Source organism: Pseudomonas sp. PVC-5-1 (assembly GCF_057444345.1).
On record NZ_CM172024.1, the window covers coordinates 4,550,448 to 4,563,972 of the forward strand.

The following is a 13,525-nucleotide window of genomic DNA, read 5'->3' on the forward strand; positions in this document are numbered from 1 at the left end:
TTTCACCCTGTATCGAGCCCTCCCGTGAGCAAACAACCCGACCGCCTTTTCGCCCAGCCCCTGGAGCAAGTGCCCGACTTCGCCTTCAACGAGGATGTGGTGCGCGTGTTCCCGGACATGATCAAGCGCTCGGTGCCAGGCTACCCGACCATCGTCGAGAACCTCGGCGTGCTGGCCGCGCGCTTCGCCCAGCCGCACACCGCGTTGTACGACCTCGGTGCCTCGTTGGGTGCCGTTACCCAGTCGCTGCGCCGCCATGTGCGCAGTGATGGCTGCCGGGTGATTGCCGTGGACAACTCCGCGGCGATGGTCGAGCGTTGCCGCCAGTACCTCACTGCCCAGGACTCGATGTTCCAGGAACTGCTGCCGGTGCAGGTGCTGGAAGCCGACATCCTGGCCCTGCCATTCGAGCCCGCCTCGGTGGTGGCGATGAACTTCACCCTGCAATTCGTCGCCCCCGACCAGCGTCTGGAACTGCTTGGCCGCATCCGCCAGGCGCTTTTGCCCGGTGGTGCGCTGATCCTCTCGGAAAAACTGCGCTTCGCCGATGCGGAACAGCAAGACCTGCTCAATGAACTGCACCTGGACTTCAAACGTGCCAATGGCTACAGCGAACTGGAAATTGCCCAGAAGCGCAGCGCCATCGAGAACGTGATGAAGCCCGACACCCTCGAAGCCCACCAGGCGCGCCTGCGCGCAGCCGGTTTCTCGAAGGTGGTGCCCTGGTTCCAATGCCTTAACTTCGCCTCGTTGATTGCCCTGCCATGATCGATCTGTCCCCCCTCGTCCGCCGCCTGGCGGGCACGCCCTTGGCTTCCTGGTCGCAAGGCCTGCAAGCGCAACTGGAAGCCAAGCTGGAGAAGGGCCATGGTGACCTCGACCGCTGGCGCGGTGCGCTGGAAGCCCTGCCCGCCCTGCAGCCGAGCGAAGTCGACCTGGTCAACGGGCTGCGCCTGGACTGCGATTGCGATGACGCGACCCGCGCGCAGATGCATCAGGCACTGATGGGCCTGTCGCCTTGGCGCAAAGGCCCCTTCGACCTGTTCGGCGTGCATGTGGACACCGAATGGCGTTCGGACTGGAAATGGTCGCGGGTTGGCCCGCACCTGGACCTCAAGGGCAAGTGCGTGCTCGACGTGGGCTGCGGCAACGGCTACTACCAGTGGCGCATGCTCGGTGCCGGTGCCGACATGGTGATTGGCGTCGATCCCAACTGGCTGTTCTTCTGCCAGTTCCAGGCCGTCCAGCAATACCTGCCAGAGCTGCCCGCCTGGCACCTGCCGTTCGCCCTGGAAGACCTGCCGGCCAACCTTGAAGGTTTCGACACGGTGTTTTCCATGGGGGTGTTCTATCACCGCCGCTCGCCCATCGAGCACCTGTTGGCGCTGAAGGACTGCCTGGTAAAAGGCGGGGAACTGGTGCTGGAAACCCTGGTGATCGAGGGTGACGAAAACCAGGTGCTGGTACCTGAGGACCGCTATGCACAGATGCGCAACGTCTGGTACCTGCCGTCGGTACCGGCCTTGGAGCGCTGGTTGCGCCGCGCCGGTTTCAGCGATGTGCGATGCGTCGACGTGAGCGTGACCAGCGTCGAGGAACAGCGCAGCACCGAGTGGATGCGCTACCAGTCGTTGGGCGACTTCCTTGACCCGAACGACCACAGCAAGACCATCGAAGGCCTGCCGGCTCCACGCCGCGCCACCCTGCTGGCACGCAAATGAAAAAGGCGCCCGGTTGGGCGCCTGAATATACCTGCGCCGAGGAGCTGTCGCGGCGCAGGTGTTGTTACCTCAATCCTTGGCCAACTCGCGGGCCTTCTCCTGTGCCTTGCGCTCACGCTCTGCGACGGCCTGTTGCTTGTCGCCGTACAGGCGCTGCTGGTCTTCGCGGAACGCTTGCCAGAATTGTTTCGAACGTTCCGCACCGCCCTCGGCGTGAACACTGGCGCTGCCCAGGGCAAGGGTGGCCAACAGCAGGTATTTGGTCAGGTTCATCGTGGTTGCCTCGTGATAACCGATCAGATGCGGCCATCCTAGCGAGGGCCAGCTAACGGCAAGGTGAGGCGGGGATTACAGTCTTGCAATGTGGCCTTGTTTTGCCTGTTCGGGCCCTATCGCCGGCAAGCCAGCTCCCACAGGTACTGCACAGTTTTCAAGACCTGTGGTGATCCTGTGGGAGCTGGCTTGCCGGCGATAGGGCCCGAACAGACAGCCAGATAACACCAGGATTACAAATCCGTTATCTGCGCCGCGCGCCCTTACTCATGCCGTAACATCCCACGCCTTGACCCTGATGCCACTACAGGGTCGAGAATCGCCCCCTTTCAACACACCGAGCCCACCCATGCGTCTACTGATCATCGAGGACGAACTGCGCACCGCCGACTACCTGCAGCAGGGCCTGCGCGAGAACGGCTACGTGGTCGACTGCGCCCACACCGGCACCGATGGCCTGCACCTGGCCCGCCAGCAGCCCTACGACCTGGTCATCCTCGACGTCAACCTGCCCGAGCTCGATGGCTGGACCGTGCTGCAGCGGCTGCGCGCCGAATCGGCCACGCGCATCATGATGCTGACCGCCCATGGCCGCCTGGCCGACCGGGTCAAGGGCCTGGACCTGGGTGCCGACGATTACCTGCTCAAGCCCTTCGAGTTTCCGGAACTGCTCGCCCGTATCCGCAGCCTGCTACGCCGCAACGACCAGCAACTGCAGCCCAGCACCCTGCGCGTTGCCGATCTGGAGCTGGACCCCGGCCGCCACCGTGCCTACCGCGCCGGGCAGCGTATCGACCTGACCGCCAAGGAATTCGCCCTGCTGCACCTGCTGATGCGTCAGACCGGCGAGGTGCTGTCGCGCACCCAGATCATCTCGCTGGTGTGGGACATGAACTTCGACTGCGACACCAATGTGGTCGAGGTTTCGATCCGGCGCCTGCGGGCCAAGATCGACGACCCGTTCGACAACAAGCTGATCCATACCCTGCGTGGCGTCGGCTACGTGCTCGAGGCACGCTTTTGAAAAACGCCAGCCTGTCACTGCGCCTGGGCCTGAGCGTGACGCTGATGGGCGCCGCACTGGTACTGCTGCTGGCCTGCCTGGCCGTGTTCGCCCTCGATCACGAACTGGACAGCCGCGCACGCAAGGACCTGGCGCGCAAGATGCTGCAGGTCGAGCACAACCTGCGCGTCGACCTGCGTAGCGAAGACCTGGGCAGCCGCGCCCATCCCTTGCTCGACCTGGTGATGGGGCACGATAACCTCAGCCTCAGCGTGCTGGCTCTCGAAGGCCGCCACCCGCACCTGCTCAGCCTCGGGCCGGCGCTGGAATCACAGGTAGGCGAGCTGCGCACCGATACGCGCCTGGCCTTTCATGCGTGGCGCGACAGCAATGACAACCAGATACTCACCGTGACCCGGCTGATGCGCCTGCGCGACGATACCCCGGTGAAGGTGATGATGTCGCTCAACCGCGCCGACGACAACGCCCTGCTGCAGGCCTACCTGCACTCCACGTTGCTCGCGCTGCCGTTACTGCTGTTGCTGATCGGGGCCGGTGCCTGGTGGCTGATGCAGCGCGGCCTGAGGCCACTGCGGCACTTCCGGCGCATCGCCGGGCGGGTGTCGGCCCAGGACCTGCAACATCGCCTTCCCGCTACCGGCCTGCCGCTGGAGCTGGCAGAGCTGGCCAGCAGCATCAACGTGATGCTCGACCGCCTCGATCAGGGCGTCAGCCAGCTGTCGCAGTTCTCCGATGATCTGGCCCATGAACTGCGCACACCGTTGAGTAACCTGATGGGCAAGGCGCAAGTGACGCTGGCCCGCGAACGGGACAACGCGAATTACCGCGAAGTGCTGGAAGACAGCATCGAAGAACTGACCCGGCTCAACCGCATCATCAATGACATGCTGTTTCTCGCCCAGGTCAGCCAACCCCAGGCCCAGGTCGCGCTCAAGCCCATGGCATTGGCCGACGAGACGGCGCGGGTTGTCGAGCTGTTTGCGTTCAGTGCCGAGCTGAAAGGGGTTGAGTTGCGTGTGCAAGGCTGGGGGACGGCGCAGGGTGATCGGCTGATGTTTCAGCGGGCACTGTCGAACCTGTTGAGCAATGCCATTCGGCACTGCCCCGATGACAAGCCTGTGGAACTACGTATCGAGCGCGTGGGCAGCGAAGTTCGGCTTTCGGTGGATAACCAGGGGCCTGGTATTGCTGAAGAGCACCAGTCGCGCTTGTTCGAGCGATTTTACCGGGTGGGCTCGGGGCGCTCGCGGCTGGAGGGAGGGACCGGGTTGGGGCTGGCGATCGTGAAATCGATCATGCAGTTGCATGGCGGGCGGGTCGAGGTCAGCAGCAGCCCCTTGGGGCCTACCCGGTTTACCCTGGTGTTTCCTGCCGAGTGATCGGCTGCCTGCACCGGCCTCTTCGCGGGCTTGCCCGCTCCCACAGGTACCCCACAGGCCTCGAAGCTTGTGCAATCCCTGTGGGAGCGGGCAAGCCCGCGAAGAGGCCGGTACAGGCGACCAACGATTAGCGCGAAGCCGCCACGATCAGCGCCTTCATCTCGGCCACAGCGGCCTTGAAGCCGACGAACAGCGCATGCGCCACCAGCGCATGACCGATGTTCAGCTCATTGATGCCCTTGATCGCCGCCACCGCCTCCACGTTGTGGTAGTGCAGCCCGTGGCCAGCATTGACGATCAACCCCTGCCCCACGCCAAACGCCACGCCATCGACGATACGCTTGAGCTCCTCGGCCACTTCGGTCGGGGTTTCGGCATCGGCGTAACGCCCGGTGTGCAGTTCGATGGCAGGCGCACCAACGCGACGCGACGCCTCGATCTGCCGCTCGTCGGCATCGATGAACAGCGACACTTCGGCACCGGTACGCGACAGCCGCTCAACCGCAGCCTTGATCCGTGCCTCCTGGCCCGCCACGTCAAGGCCGCCTTCGGTGGTCAGTTCCTGACGGGTTTCGGGTACCAGGCAGATGTGCGCCGGTCGGATCTTCTCGGCAAAGGCCATCATCTCTTCGGTGACGCCCATCTCGAAGTTCATGCGCGTCTGCAGCACGTCCTTCAGCAGCACCACATCACGCTCCTGGATGTGCCGACGGTCTTCACGCAGATGCACGGTGATGCCATCGGCGCCCGCTTCCTCGGCATCCAGGGCAGCCTTGACCGGATCGGGGTAACGCGTGCCCCGGGCCTGGCGCAGGGTCGCCACGTGGTCGATGTTTACGCCGAGAAGCATGCGGTTGCTGTGAGTCACGAAAGGCTCTCCTGAAGATTGAGCCCCACAGCATACGTCGTGATCAGCGCTTGCGAAACAGTTCCCGGCTGACCAGCGGTTTTGCCCCCAGATGAACCGCCAGTGCCTGGCGCATCAGGCGCTTGGCAGCGAGCAAGGCACCTGGCGCATCCCAGTCGGCTTCGGCCAGGGCCAGCAGTTCGGTGCCGCGGAACAGCCCGGGTTGCACCAGCTCGACCCGCTCCAGGCCGGCATCCACACGCAAGCGGTACAGGCCATCGACCGCGATCGCCTGGTCATTGACGTCGTGGTGCAACGAAAACGCGTAACCGAGCTCGTCCAGCAGCCGCCATTCGAAGGAGCGCAGCAGCGGCTCCAGCGGGCGACCGGCGGCCAAGGCCTGCAAGGTCAGGGTGTAGTGCTCGAACAGCGCCGGGAATGGCGCTTCGGCGGGCAGCAGGCGCATGAGCAGTTCGTTGAGGTACAACCCGCTGAACAGGGCATCGCCATGCAGCCAGGCGGCGATGCCAGCGCTGTCCATGCGCCCGACATTCTTCAGCTCGCCACGCCCGCGCAGCTCCAGTTCCAGCGGCACGAACGGCCGCACCAGGCTGCCACCCTTGCCACGCGCACGGCGCAGCACGGCACGCATGCGGCCCTGCGGGGTGAAGAAGTCCACCAGCGCGCTGGTTTCCTTGTAGGCGCGGCTGTGCAGCACGTAGGCTGGCTGGCCGACAGGTTGTTCCATGGAAGATCACTGGCTCCCTGTGGCTCGGTAAACTGCATATTGGGGCTGCTCTGCAGCCCATCGCCGGCAAGCCAGCTCCCACAGGTACGGCGCATGGCTTGAAGTCGATGCGATCGGGGTGGGAGCCGGCTTGCCGGCGATGGGCCGCACCGCGGCCCCAATAGTATTGCTTAGAGGTCGCCGTAGCCCAGCGAGCGGAGGGCGCGCTCGTCATCGGACCAGCCGCCTTTCACCTTGACCCACAGGTTGAGCATGACCTTGGAGTCGAACAGCACCTCCATGTCCTTGCGCGCCTCGGAGCCGATGCGCTTGATGCGCTCGCCCTTGTCGCCAATGATGATCTTCTTCTGGCCATCGCGCTCGACCAGGATCAGCGCGTGGATGTGCAGCACGTGGCCCTGCTGCTTGAATTCTTCAATTTCCACGGTGATCTGGTACGGCAATTCCGCACCCAGCTGGCGCATGATCTTTTCGCGCACCAGTTCGGCGGCCAGGAAGCGGCTGCTGCGGTCGGTGATCTGATCTTCGGGGAAGAAGTGCTCGTTCTCGGGCAGGTGCTTGGCGATCTGTGCTTCCAGCGCCTGCAGGTTGTGCCCCTGTTGCGCGGAGATAGGCATCACTTCGGCGTTCGGCAACTGCTCCTGGAGCCATTGCAGGTGCGGGATCAGTTCGGCCTTCTCTTCCATGCGGTCGGTCTTGTTGACCGCGATGATCAGTGGGCCCGTCACGTACTGCACGCGCTCCAGCACCAGTTGGTCCTCGTCGGTCCATTTGGTGCGGTCGACCACGAAGATCACCACGTCGACGTCCTTCAGGGCCGCCGAGGCATTGCGGTTCATGTAGCGGTTCAAGGCCTTGTCATTGGCCTTGTGCATACCGGGGGTATCGACGTAGATCGCCTGCACGTCACCCTCGGTCTTGATGCCGAGCATGTTGTGGCGGGTGGTCTGCGGCTTGCGCGAGGTGATCGCCAGCTTCTGGCCGAGGATGTGGTTGAGCAGGGTCGACTTGCCCACGTTCGGGCGGCCGACAATGGCCACGTAGCCGCAGCGGGTCGGGTTGCTATCAGTCATTGCCATTCTCCACGCCCAGGGCGATCAGTGCAGACGCGGCGGCGACTTGCTCGGCGATACGCCGGCTAACGCCCTGGCCACGGCTCTTGTTGTTCAGCAGCACCACTTCGCATTCGACGAAGAAGGTCCGGCAGTGCGGTTCGCCCTGGATATCCACCACTTCGTAACGCGGCAGCTCACAGCTGCGCGACTGCAGGAACTCCTGCAGGCGGGTTTTCGGGTCCTTGTTGGTATCAACCAGGGTCAGGCCTTCGAATTCATCGGCCAGCCAGGCCAGCACGCGCTCCCGGGCCGTTTCCATGTCGGCGTCCAGGTAGATAGCGCCAATCAGCGCCTCCAGGGCGTCGGCCAGGATCGACTCGCGGCGGAAGCCACCGCTCTTGAGCTCCCCCGAGCCCAGGCGCAGGTGATCGCCCAGGTCGAAACCACGGGCCAGGCGGGCCAGGGTCTCACCCTTGACCAGGCGCGCGCGCAAGCGCGACAGCTGGCCTTCGCGGGCCTGCGGGAAGCGCTCGAACAGCGCTTCGCCGGCGACGAAGTTGAGAATGGCGTCACCGAGAAACTCCAGGCGCTCATTGTTGCGCCCGGCGTAGCTGCGATGGGTCAGTGCCAGGAGCATCTGGTCCTGGTTCTTGAAGGTATAACCGAGCTTTCGCTCCAGACGGGCAAGGGGAGCACTCATGCAGCCACCCGTTCGTTGTTCAACGCGTTGTTCAAATCAACATCCTGAAAGACTGTTTGGCTGTGGCCCGCCGCGATGTGCGACGAATCTCCCAATCCCTGAGAACACAGCCTATGTCAGAAATGCATTCGGCGCTGCCTGCAGGCCAGCGCCGATGGGTATCAATGGATCAGACCGACCCGCGACAGGTTGGGCAGGTGGCTGAGCTTGGGCTCTGGCCAGCTCATCCACACCGCGAAGGCCTTGCCGACGATGTTCCGGTCCGGAACCATGCCGTGCAGTTCCTTCGGGATGTTCGGGTCATCCCAGTAACGGCTGTCGTTGGAGTTGTCGCGGTTGTCGCCCATCATGAAGTAATGGCCTGCCGGCACGGTCCATTGCTGGTCCGGCGGCATGCGATAACGGCTCATTTCCTTGCGAATCAGGTGTTCGGCCTCGCCGAGCTTTTCCTTGTACAGCTCGGCGCTGCCCAAAGTGCCCGGCTCGGTGCCCACCAGTTGTTCGGCAATCGGCTGGCCGTTGACGAACAACCGCTTGTCGCTGGTGTAGCGCACCTGGTCGCCCGGCAGGCCGACCACACGCTTGATGTAGTTGACGTTCGGGTCGCTCGGGTAGCGGAACACCATCACATCACCGCGTTGCGGGTCACCCACCTCGATGACCTTCTTGTCGATCACCGGCAAGCGAATGCCGTACGAGAACTTGTTCACCAGGATGAAGTCGCCCACTTCCAGGGTCGGTTTCATCGACCCCGAAGGGATCTGGAACGGCTCGACCAGGAACGAACGCAGCACCAGCACGATGAACAGCACCGGGAAGAACGACTTGCCGTACTCGACCAGCAACGGCTCCTTGCCCAGGCGCTCGACCACCGCCATCTCGGGCTGGCTGACGCTGCCCTGGTAGTTGGCGATTGCCGCACGCCGGCGCGGGGCCAGGAACAGCAGGTCGATCAAGCCCAGCAGGCCGCAGACGAAGACGGCGATGACTAGCAACAGCGGGAAATTTAGCGACATAGGACCTAGCTATCCAACCTGAGCACGGCGAGGAAGGCTTCCTGTGGAATTTCCACGTTACCCACCTGTTTCATGCGTTTCTTACCGGCCTTCTGCTTCTCCAGCAGCTTCTTCTTACGGCTGACGTCGCCACCGTAGCACTTGGCCAGTACGTTCTTTCTGAGCGCCTTGACGGTTGTCCGTGCAATGATCTGGCCGCCGATAGCTGCCTGGATCGCCACGTCGAACATCTGCCGAGGGATCAGTTCCTTCATCTTTTCGGTCAACGCACGGCCCTTGTAGGCCGCGTTGTCGCGGTGCACGATCAATGCCAGGGCATCGACCTTGTCGCCGTTGATCAGTACGTCCAGCTTGACCAGATTGGCCGACTGGTAGCGATCGAAATGATAGTCCAGCGAAGCATAGCCGCGGCTGGTGGACTTGAGGCGGTCGAAGAAGTCCAGCACCACTTCGTTCATCGGCAGGTCGTAGCGCACCTGCACCTGGCTACCGAGGAACTGCATGTCGCGCTGCACGCCACGCTTCTCGATGCACAGGGTGATGACGTTGCCCAGGTGCTCCTGCGGCACCAGGATGGTGGCGGTGACGATCGGCTCGCGGAAATCGGCGACCGCCGAGACGTCCGGCAGCTTCGACGGGTTGTCGACGGTGATGGTCTCGCCGGTTTTCAGTTCCAGCTCATAGATCACACTTGGCGCGGTGGTGATCAGGTCCAGGTCGTATTCGCGCTCCAGGCGCTCCTGGATGATCTCCATGTGCAGCATGCCGAGGAAGCCGCAACGGAAGCCGAAGCCCAGGGCGTCGGAGCTTTCCGGCATGTATTGCAGCGACGAGTCGTTCAGGGTCAGCTTCTGCAGCGCATCGCGGAAGTCCTCGAAGTCGTCGGAGCTGACCGGGAACAGACCGGCGTAGACCTGCGGCTGAATCTTCTTGAAGCCTGGCAGCACTTCGACCTCAGGGGTCGCGGACAGGGTCAGGGTGTCACCGACCGGGGCACCGTGGATGTCCTTGATGCTGGCGATGATGAAGCCCACTTCGCCGGCCTTCAGGTCGGCGGTCTGGGTGTGCTTCGGGGTAAACACGCCCACGCTGTCGACCAGGTGCACCTTGCCGGTGGACTTGACCAGGATCTTGTCGCCTTTCTTGACGCGACCGTGTCGCACGCGCACCAGCGAGACCACACCCAGGTAGTTGTCGAACCAAGAGTCGATGATCAGCGCCTGCAGCGGCGCCTCGATATCGCCTTCCGGCGCGGGAATGGTCTGCACCAGGCGCTCGAGCACCTCGTCCACGCCCATGCCACTCTTGGCGCTGCAGGCCACGGCGTCGGTGGCGTCGATGCCGATGATCTTCTCGATCTCGTCCTTGACGCGATCCGGATCGGCCTGGGGCAGGTCCATCTTGTTCAGTACCGGCATGACCTCAAGGCCCTGCTCGATGGCGGTATAGCAGTTGGCCACGGACTGGGCCTCGACGCCCTGGCCGGCATCCACCACCAGCAGCGCGCCCTCACAGGCCGCCAGCGAACGCGAGACTTCGTAGGTGAAGTCGACGTGGCCAGGAGTATCGATGAAGTTCAGCTGGTAGACCTTGCCGTCCTGCGCCTTGTAGTTGAGCGTGACGCTGTGGGCCTTGATGGTGATACCGCGCTCACGCTCCAGGTCCATGGAATCGAGCACCTGGGCTTCCATCTCGCGTGCCGACAGGCCACCGCACATCTGGATGAAACGGTCGGCCAGCGTCGACTTGCCATGGTCGATGTGGGCGATGATGGAGAAATTGCGGATATGACTCAAATCACTCACGGGTCAACACTCGAAAAGGCTGCGAGCCGGACGCCCGCCGAAAAATAGCCGGGAATTGTACCTTAAGCCGCAGCAGGCCGCCACGCCATCCGGCCGTTGGTGAACACGGTTGCCTGACAGAGGTGCTACCTGACATTTCTGCCAGTACTCACCGCATCGGGAGTCGACCATCCTTGCAAATCTCTCGACCAAGGTGACCAGCATGCCCGAACAACACATGACACCGGGGGATTACGACCCTGCATTTGGAATGAATGGCAGGGCCGAGCTCCCTTCGTTCCATGGCGCTTCAATAGGCCGAAACCTGACTGGCATGGCGCTACAAGGGAGCAGCCTGCTTGTCAGCGCGCTTGCCTTTGACTCCTCCGGGGGGCGTCATTTTGCCCTGACCCGCTTTACCGCAAACGGTTCAGTTGACAACGACTTTGCACAGGGCGGCGTGATCGTTGGCCGTTACGTGATTGACGAGCATGCATCGACTGAAGCGCTAACGGTACTGGCTGACCAACGCTTCACAGTGCTGGGATGGAGTGCCCCTACCTCGAACCTGCTGGCAAAGCCCAGGCTCACCTGTTACGACCGCGATGGCCGAGGAGGTGAACACCAGCTCCTGAGCGTGCCGCCGGATATGGGCATGGTGATTGGTAGCGGTCGCCTTACAAGCGATGGGCCATACCTCATGGTTTCCCTGAACCTCCAAAAGGCTCAAGGCGCGCGTTCCACGATGGCCAGGGTGTACCTGCGGGAACACTCCGGCCAGCCAGCAGCAGGGCTTCAGGAATTCATCGATATTCTACCGGACGCAGGCCAAATTGCTGTCGCCGGAATCGTTCAGTTGCCTGACGGGTTCGTGGTCAGCGGAACCCGCTCGCAGCAGGGGCAGCCCGCAGAAAGCTTTCTCGCTCGCTACCGCCACGACGGCGAGCTGGATTCAACCTTCGGTGAAGGCGGCACAGTGTATTTCCGGGCTGCGGGTTTCGCTACCGAACTCAACGCGCTGCTAGCCAGGCCGGAAGGACAGCTGCTGGTCGCCGGTAAAGCGACAACCGGAGACAATTCATCACAAGCATTGCTCTGGCAGTTCGATGCCAGTGGCGCGAAGGACCCGACATTTAACGGCGGTGCACCGATCCTGGACGACTCAGGTCTTACAGATTGGTGTGCAGTGGCCATCGATGGGCAACATCGGCTGTTTGCGTTCGGCCTGGGCAGGAGCCTGGAAAACCGTCGCTATCTTGCGGATGGCTCCATTGATACATCCTTCCGACCGATCAATGATCTTGTCGGCATTCCCGATGCCATGACTTGCCTGGACAACGGGCAGCGCACTGTGATCGGTTTCAACTCAACCGCAGTTGCTGGATACCTCGGCACGTTGATGTCCATTTTCAACTGAGCCCCCCCTGAATGACAAAGCCCGGCGCTCACGCACCGGGCTTGTCAAGCCGGACAATGCCTGCGAAGGCAACTACACCTTATTCAGCCAGCTTGAAGGTAATGAAGCTGGCACGACCCTGACGCAGCACACGCATCGACACCGAACGGTTCTTCGGCAGTTCCTTGGCGATTTCGGTGAATTCCTTGGCCGAACCGATAGCCTGGTTGTTCAGGTGACTGATCACATCACCCGGACGCAGGCCGATCATCGCGGCCGGGCCATCCTGAACTTCCTTGATGACCACACCACCCTTGAGTTCGAGGGCTTTCTTCTGTTCGGCGGTCAGGTCGGCAACCGAGACGCCCAGGCGGTTGCTGCTACGCTCGGCGCTGCCTTCGGCGCCGGTACCGATGTCAGCGTCTTCGTCGGGCAGTGCGCCAACGCTGATGTCGAGGTTCTGGCGCTTGCCGTTGCGGATGATCTCCAGCTTGGCCTTTTCGCCATCCTTGAGGCTGCCGACCAGATGCGGCAGGTCGGCCGACATGATGATCGGCTGGCCGTTCATGCTCAGGATCACGTCACCCACCTGCAGGCCGCCCTTGGCTGCAGGGCCGTTTTCCAGCACCTGGGCCACCAGGGCACCGGCCGGCTTGTCCAGGCCGAACGACTCAGCCAGGTCCTTGTTGACCTCCTGGATCACCACGCCCAGCCAGCCGCGGCTGACCTTGCCGTCTTTCTTCAGCTGATTGGAGACATCGATCGCCACATCGATCGGGATGGCGAACGAAAGGCCCATGAAACCACCGGAGCGGGTGAATATCTGCGAGTTGATACCCACTACTTCGCCATTCATGTTGAACAGCGGGCCGCCGGAGTTGCCGGGGTTGATGGCCACGTCCGTCTGGATGAACGGTACGTAGGTGTCATTGGGCAGGGTACGGCCCTTGGCACTGACGATACCTTTGGTCACCGAATGGTCAAAGCCGAACGGCGAACCGATGGCCAGCACCCACTCGCCCACCTTGAGCTTCTCGGAATCACCCAGCTTGACGGTCGGCAGGTTCTTGCCCTCGACCTTGAGCAGGGCCACGTCGGTGCGCGGGTCGGTGCCGACCAGTTTGGCCTGCAGCTCGCTGCGGTCCGACAGGCGGACGATGATCTCGTCGGCATCGGCTACCACGTGGTTGTTGGTCAGTACGTAGCCATCACTGGAAATGATGAAGCCCGAACCCAGCGACTGGGCCTCGCGCTGGCGGTCGCCACGCGGAGAGCGCGGTTGCTGCGGCATGTTGCGCTCGAAGAACTCGCGGAACATCGGCGGCAGGCCTTCCAGGTCGGGCATCTGCCCGGCGGCCATGCGGCGGTCCGGCAGTTTCTGCTTGGTACTGATGTTGACCACGGCTGGCGAGGCCTGCTCGACCAGGGTAGTGAAGTCCGGCAGGGCTTCCTCGGCCTGGGCGCTGAGCACCTGGCCGAGCATCAGCACGGCGGCGAACATCGATAGGTAGGATTTCAAGCGTGGTATTGACATACGGCTCCCGTCACAACGAGCGGTAGTTTAGAAAGGCCCCTGCACAAA

The 13,525-nt window shown here is 62.8% G+C and carries 13 protein-coding genes; 5 read left to right on the forward strand and 8 right to left on the reverse strand.

All coding sequences use genetic code 11. From position 1 onward, the window contains the following. The first annotated feature begins 24 nt into the window (after window positions 1-24). Both cmoA and cmoB read left to right on the forward strand, forming a co-directional pair. The gene (gene cmoA, locus AC2T3R_RS20795) at window positions 25-768 is read left to right on the forward strand and encodes a carboxy-S-adenosyl-L-methionine synthase CmoA (RefSeq protein WP_015271589.1); all 744 of its coding nucleotides are present in this window, start codon (window positions 25-27) and stop codon (window positions 766-768) included. Continuing rightward, the gene (gene cmoB / locus AC2T3R_RS20800) at window positions 765-1,721 is read left to right on the forward strand and encodes a tRNA 5-methoxyuridine(34)/uridine 5-oxyacetic acid(34) synthase CmoB (RefSeq protein ID WP_486744206.1); all 957 of its coding nucleotides are present in this window, start codon (window positions 765-767) and stop codon (window positions 1,719-1,721) included. The genes cmoA and cmoB overlap by 4 nt, the downstream gene beginning before the upstream one ends. A 69-nt stretch (window positions 1,722-1,790) precedes the next feature. Here the strand turns inward: cmoB and AC2T3R_RS20805 are convergent, their stop codons facing one another. Then, a complete protein-coding gene (locus AC2T3R_RS20805) occupies window positions 1,791-1,994 on the reverse strand; it encodes a hypothetical protein (RefSeq protein ID WP_061550369.1) in 204 nt (67 codons plus the stop codon). 349 nt (window positions 1,995-2,343) lie between these two features. On the opposite strand from AC2T3R_RS20805, the gene AC2T3R_RS20810 reads away from it, so the two are divergent. Together AC2T3R_RS20810 and AC2T3R_RS20815 are read left to right on the forward strand one after the other, a co-directional pair. Beyond that, window positions 2,344-3,018, forward strand: a complete 675-nt coding sequence (locus tag AC2T3R_RS20810; RefSeq protein ID WP_003258489.1) for a heavy metal response regulator transcription factor — start codon at window positions 2,344-2,346, stop codon at window positions 3,016-3,018. Next, window positions 3,015-4,397 (forward strand): heavy metal sensor histidine kinase, encoded by a 1,383-nt coding sequence (locus tag AC2T3R_RS20815; protein WP_486744207.1) that lies wholly within the window; start codon window positions 3,015-3,017, stop codon window positions 4,395-4,397. The genes AC2T3R_RS20810 and AC2T3R_RS20815 overlap by 4 nt, the downstream gene beginning before the upstream one ends. Before the next feature lie 127 nt (window positions 4,398-4,524). Here AC2T3R_RS20815 and pdxJ read toward each other — a convergent pair whose 3' ends face one another. The 6 genes from pdxJ to lepA form a co-directional block, all read right to left on the reverse strand. After that, window positions 4,525-5,247, reverse strand: a complete 723-nt coding sequence (pdxJ, locus tag AC2T3R_RS20820; RefSeq protein ID WP_153670549.1) for a pyridoxine 5'-phosphate synthase — start codon at window positions 5,245-5,247, stop codon at window positions 4,525-4,527. 61 nt (window positions 5,248-5,308) lie between these two features. Beyond that, window positions 5,309-5,992 (reverse strand): DNA repair protein RecO, encoded by a 684-nt coding sequence (recO, locus tag AC2T3R_RS20825; RefSeq protein WP_015271594.1) that lies wholly within the window; start codon window positions 5,990-5,992, stop codon window positions 5,309-5,311. Window positions 5,993-6,162: 170 nt separating this feature from the next. Beyond that, the gene (gene era, locus AC2T3R_RS20830) at window positions 6,163-7,065 is read right to left on the reverse strand and encodes a GTPase Era (protein WP_015271595.1); all 903 of its coding nucleotides are present in this window, start codon (window positions 7,063-7,065) and stop codon (window positions 6,163-6,165) included. Next, the gene (rnc, locus tag AC2T3R_RS20835; RefSeq protein ID WP_003258487.1) at window positions 7,058-7,747 is read right to left on the reverse strand and encodes a ribonuclease III; all 690 of its coding nucleotides are present in this window, start codon (window positions 7,745-7,747) and stop codon (window positions 7,058-7,060) included. The genes era and rnc overlap by 8 nt, the downstream gene beginning before the upstream one ends. Before the next feature lie 161 nt (window positions 7,748-7,908). Beyond that, window positions 7,909-8,763 carry a signal peptidase I gene (gene lepB / locus AC2T3R_RS20840; RefSeq protein WP_003258486.1) on the reverse strand — a complete coding sequence of 285 codons (855 nt, stop codon included), beginning with the start codon at window positions 8,761-8,763 and terminating at the stop codon, window positions 7,909-7,911. A gap of 5 nt (window positions 8,764-8,768) precedes the next feature. Beyond that, on the reverse strand, window positions 8,769-10,568 hold the full coding sequence (gene lepA, locus AC2T3R_RS20845; protein ID WP_013973995.1) for a translation elongation factor 4: 1,800 nt from the start codon (window positions 10,566-10,568) through the stop codon (window positions 8,769-8,771). A gap of 202 nt (window positions 10,569-10,770) precedes the next feature. Between lepA and AC2T3R_RS20850 the strand changes: the two genes are divergently transcribed. Further along, window positions 10,771-11,964, forward strand: a complete 1,194-nt coding sequence (locus tag AC2T3R_RS20850) for a hypothetical protein (protein WP_486744208.1) — start codon at window positions 10,771-10,773, stop codon at window positions 11,962-11,964. Between the two features lie 79 nt (window positions 11,965-12,043). On the opposite strand, the gene AC2T3R_RS20855 is transcribed toward AC2T3R_RS20850, so the two are convergent. Then, window positions 12,044-13,444, reverse strand: coding sequence for a DegQ family serine endoprotease (locus AC2T3R_RS20855; protein ID WP_370290353.1), 1,401 nt, complete (start codon window positions 13,442-13,444; stop codon window positions 12,044-12,046). Window positions 13,445-13,525: the final 81 nt, after the last annotated feature.

What these genes read in the sequence shown, in the direction of transcription:
- cmoB (WP_486744206.1), top strand. Translation starts at nt 765, where the DNA reads ATGATCGATCTGTCCCCCCTCGTCCGCCGCCTGGCGGGCACGCCCTTG.
- AC2T3R_RS20805 (WP_061550369.1), bottom strand. Translation starts at nt 1,994, where the DNA reads ATGAACCTGACCAAATACCTGCTGTTGGCCACCCTTGCCCTGGGCAGC.
- AC2T3R_RS20810 (WP_003258489.1), top strand. Translation starts at nt 2,344, where the DNA reads ATGCGTCTACTGATCATCGAGGACGAACTGCGCACCGCCGACTACCTG.
- pdxJ (WP_153670549.1), bottom strand. Translation starts at nt 5,247, where the DNA reads ATGCTTCTCGGCGTAAACATCGACCACGTGGCGACCCTGCGCCAGGCC.
- recO (WP_015271594.1), bottom strand. Translation starts at nt 5,992, where the DNA reads ATGGAACAACCTGTCGGCCAGCCAGCCTACGTGCTGCACAGCCGCGCC.
- era (WP_015271595.1), bottom strand. Translation starts at nt 7,065, where the DNA reads ATGACTGATAGCAACCCGACCCGCTGCGGCTACGTGGCCATTGTCGGC.
- rnc (WP_003258487.1), bottom strand. Translation starts at nt 7,747, where the DNA reads ATGAGTGCTCCCCTTGCCCGTCTGGAGCGAAAGCTCGGTTATACCTTC.
- lepB (WP_003258486.1), bottom strand. Translation starts at nt 8,763, where the DNA reads ATGTCGCTAAATTTCCCGCTGTTGCTAGTCATCGCCGTCTTCGTCTGC.
- AC2T3R_RS20850 (WP_486744208.1), top strand. Translation starts at nt 10,771, where the DNA reads ATGCCCGAACAACACATGACACCGGGGGATTACGACCCTGCATTTGGA.
- AC2T3R_RS20855 (WP_370290353.1), bottom strand. Translation starts at nt 13,444, where the DNA reads ATGTTCGCCGCCGTGCTGATGCTCGGCCAGGTGCTCAGCGCCCAGGCC.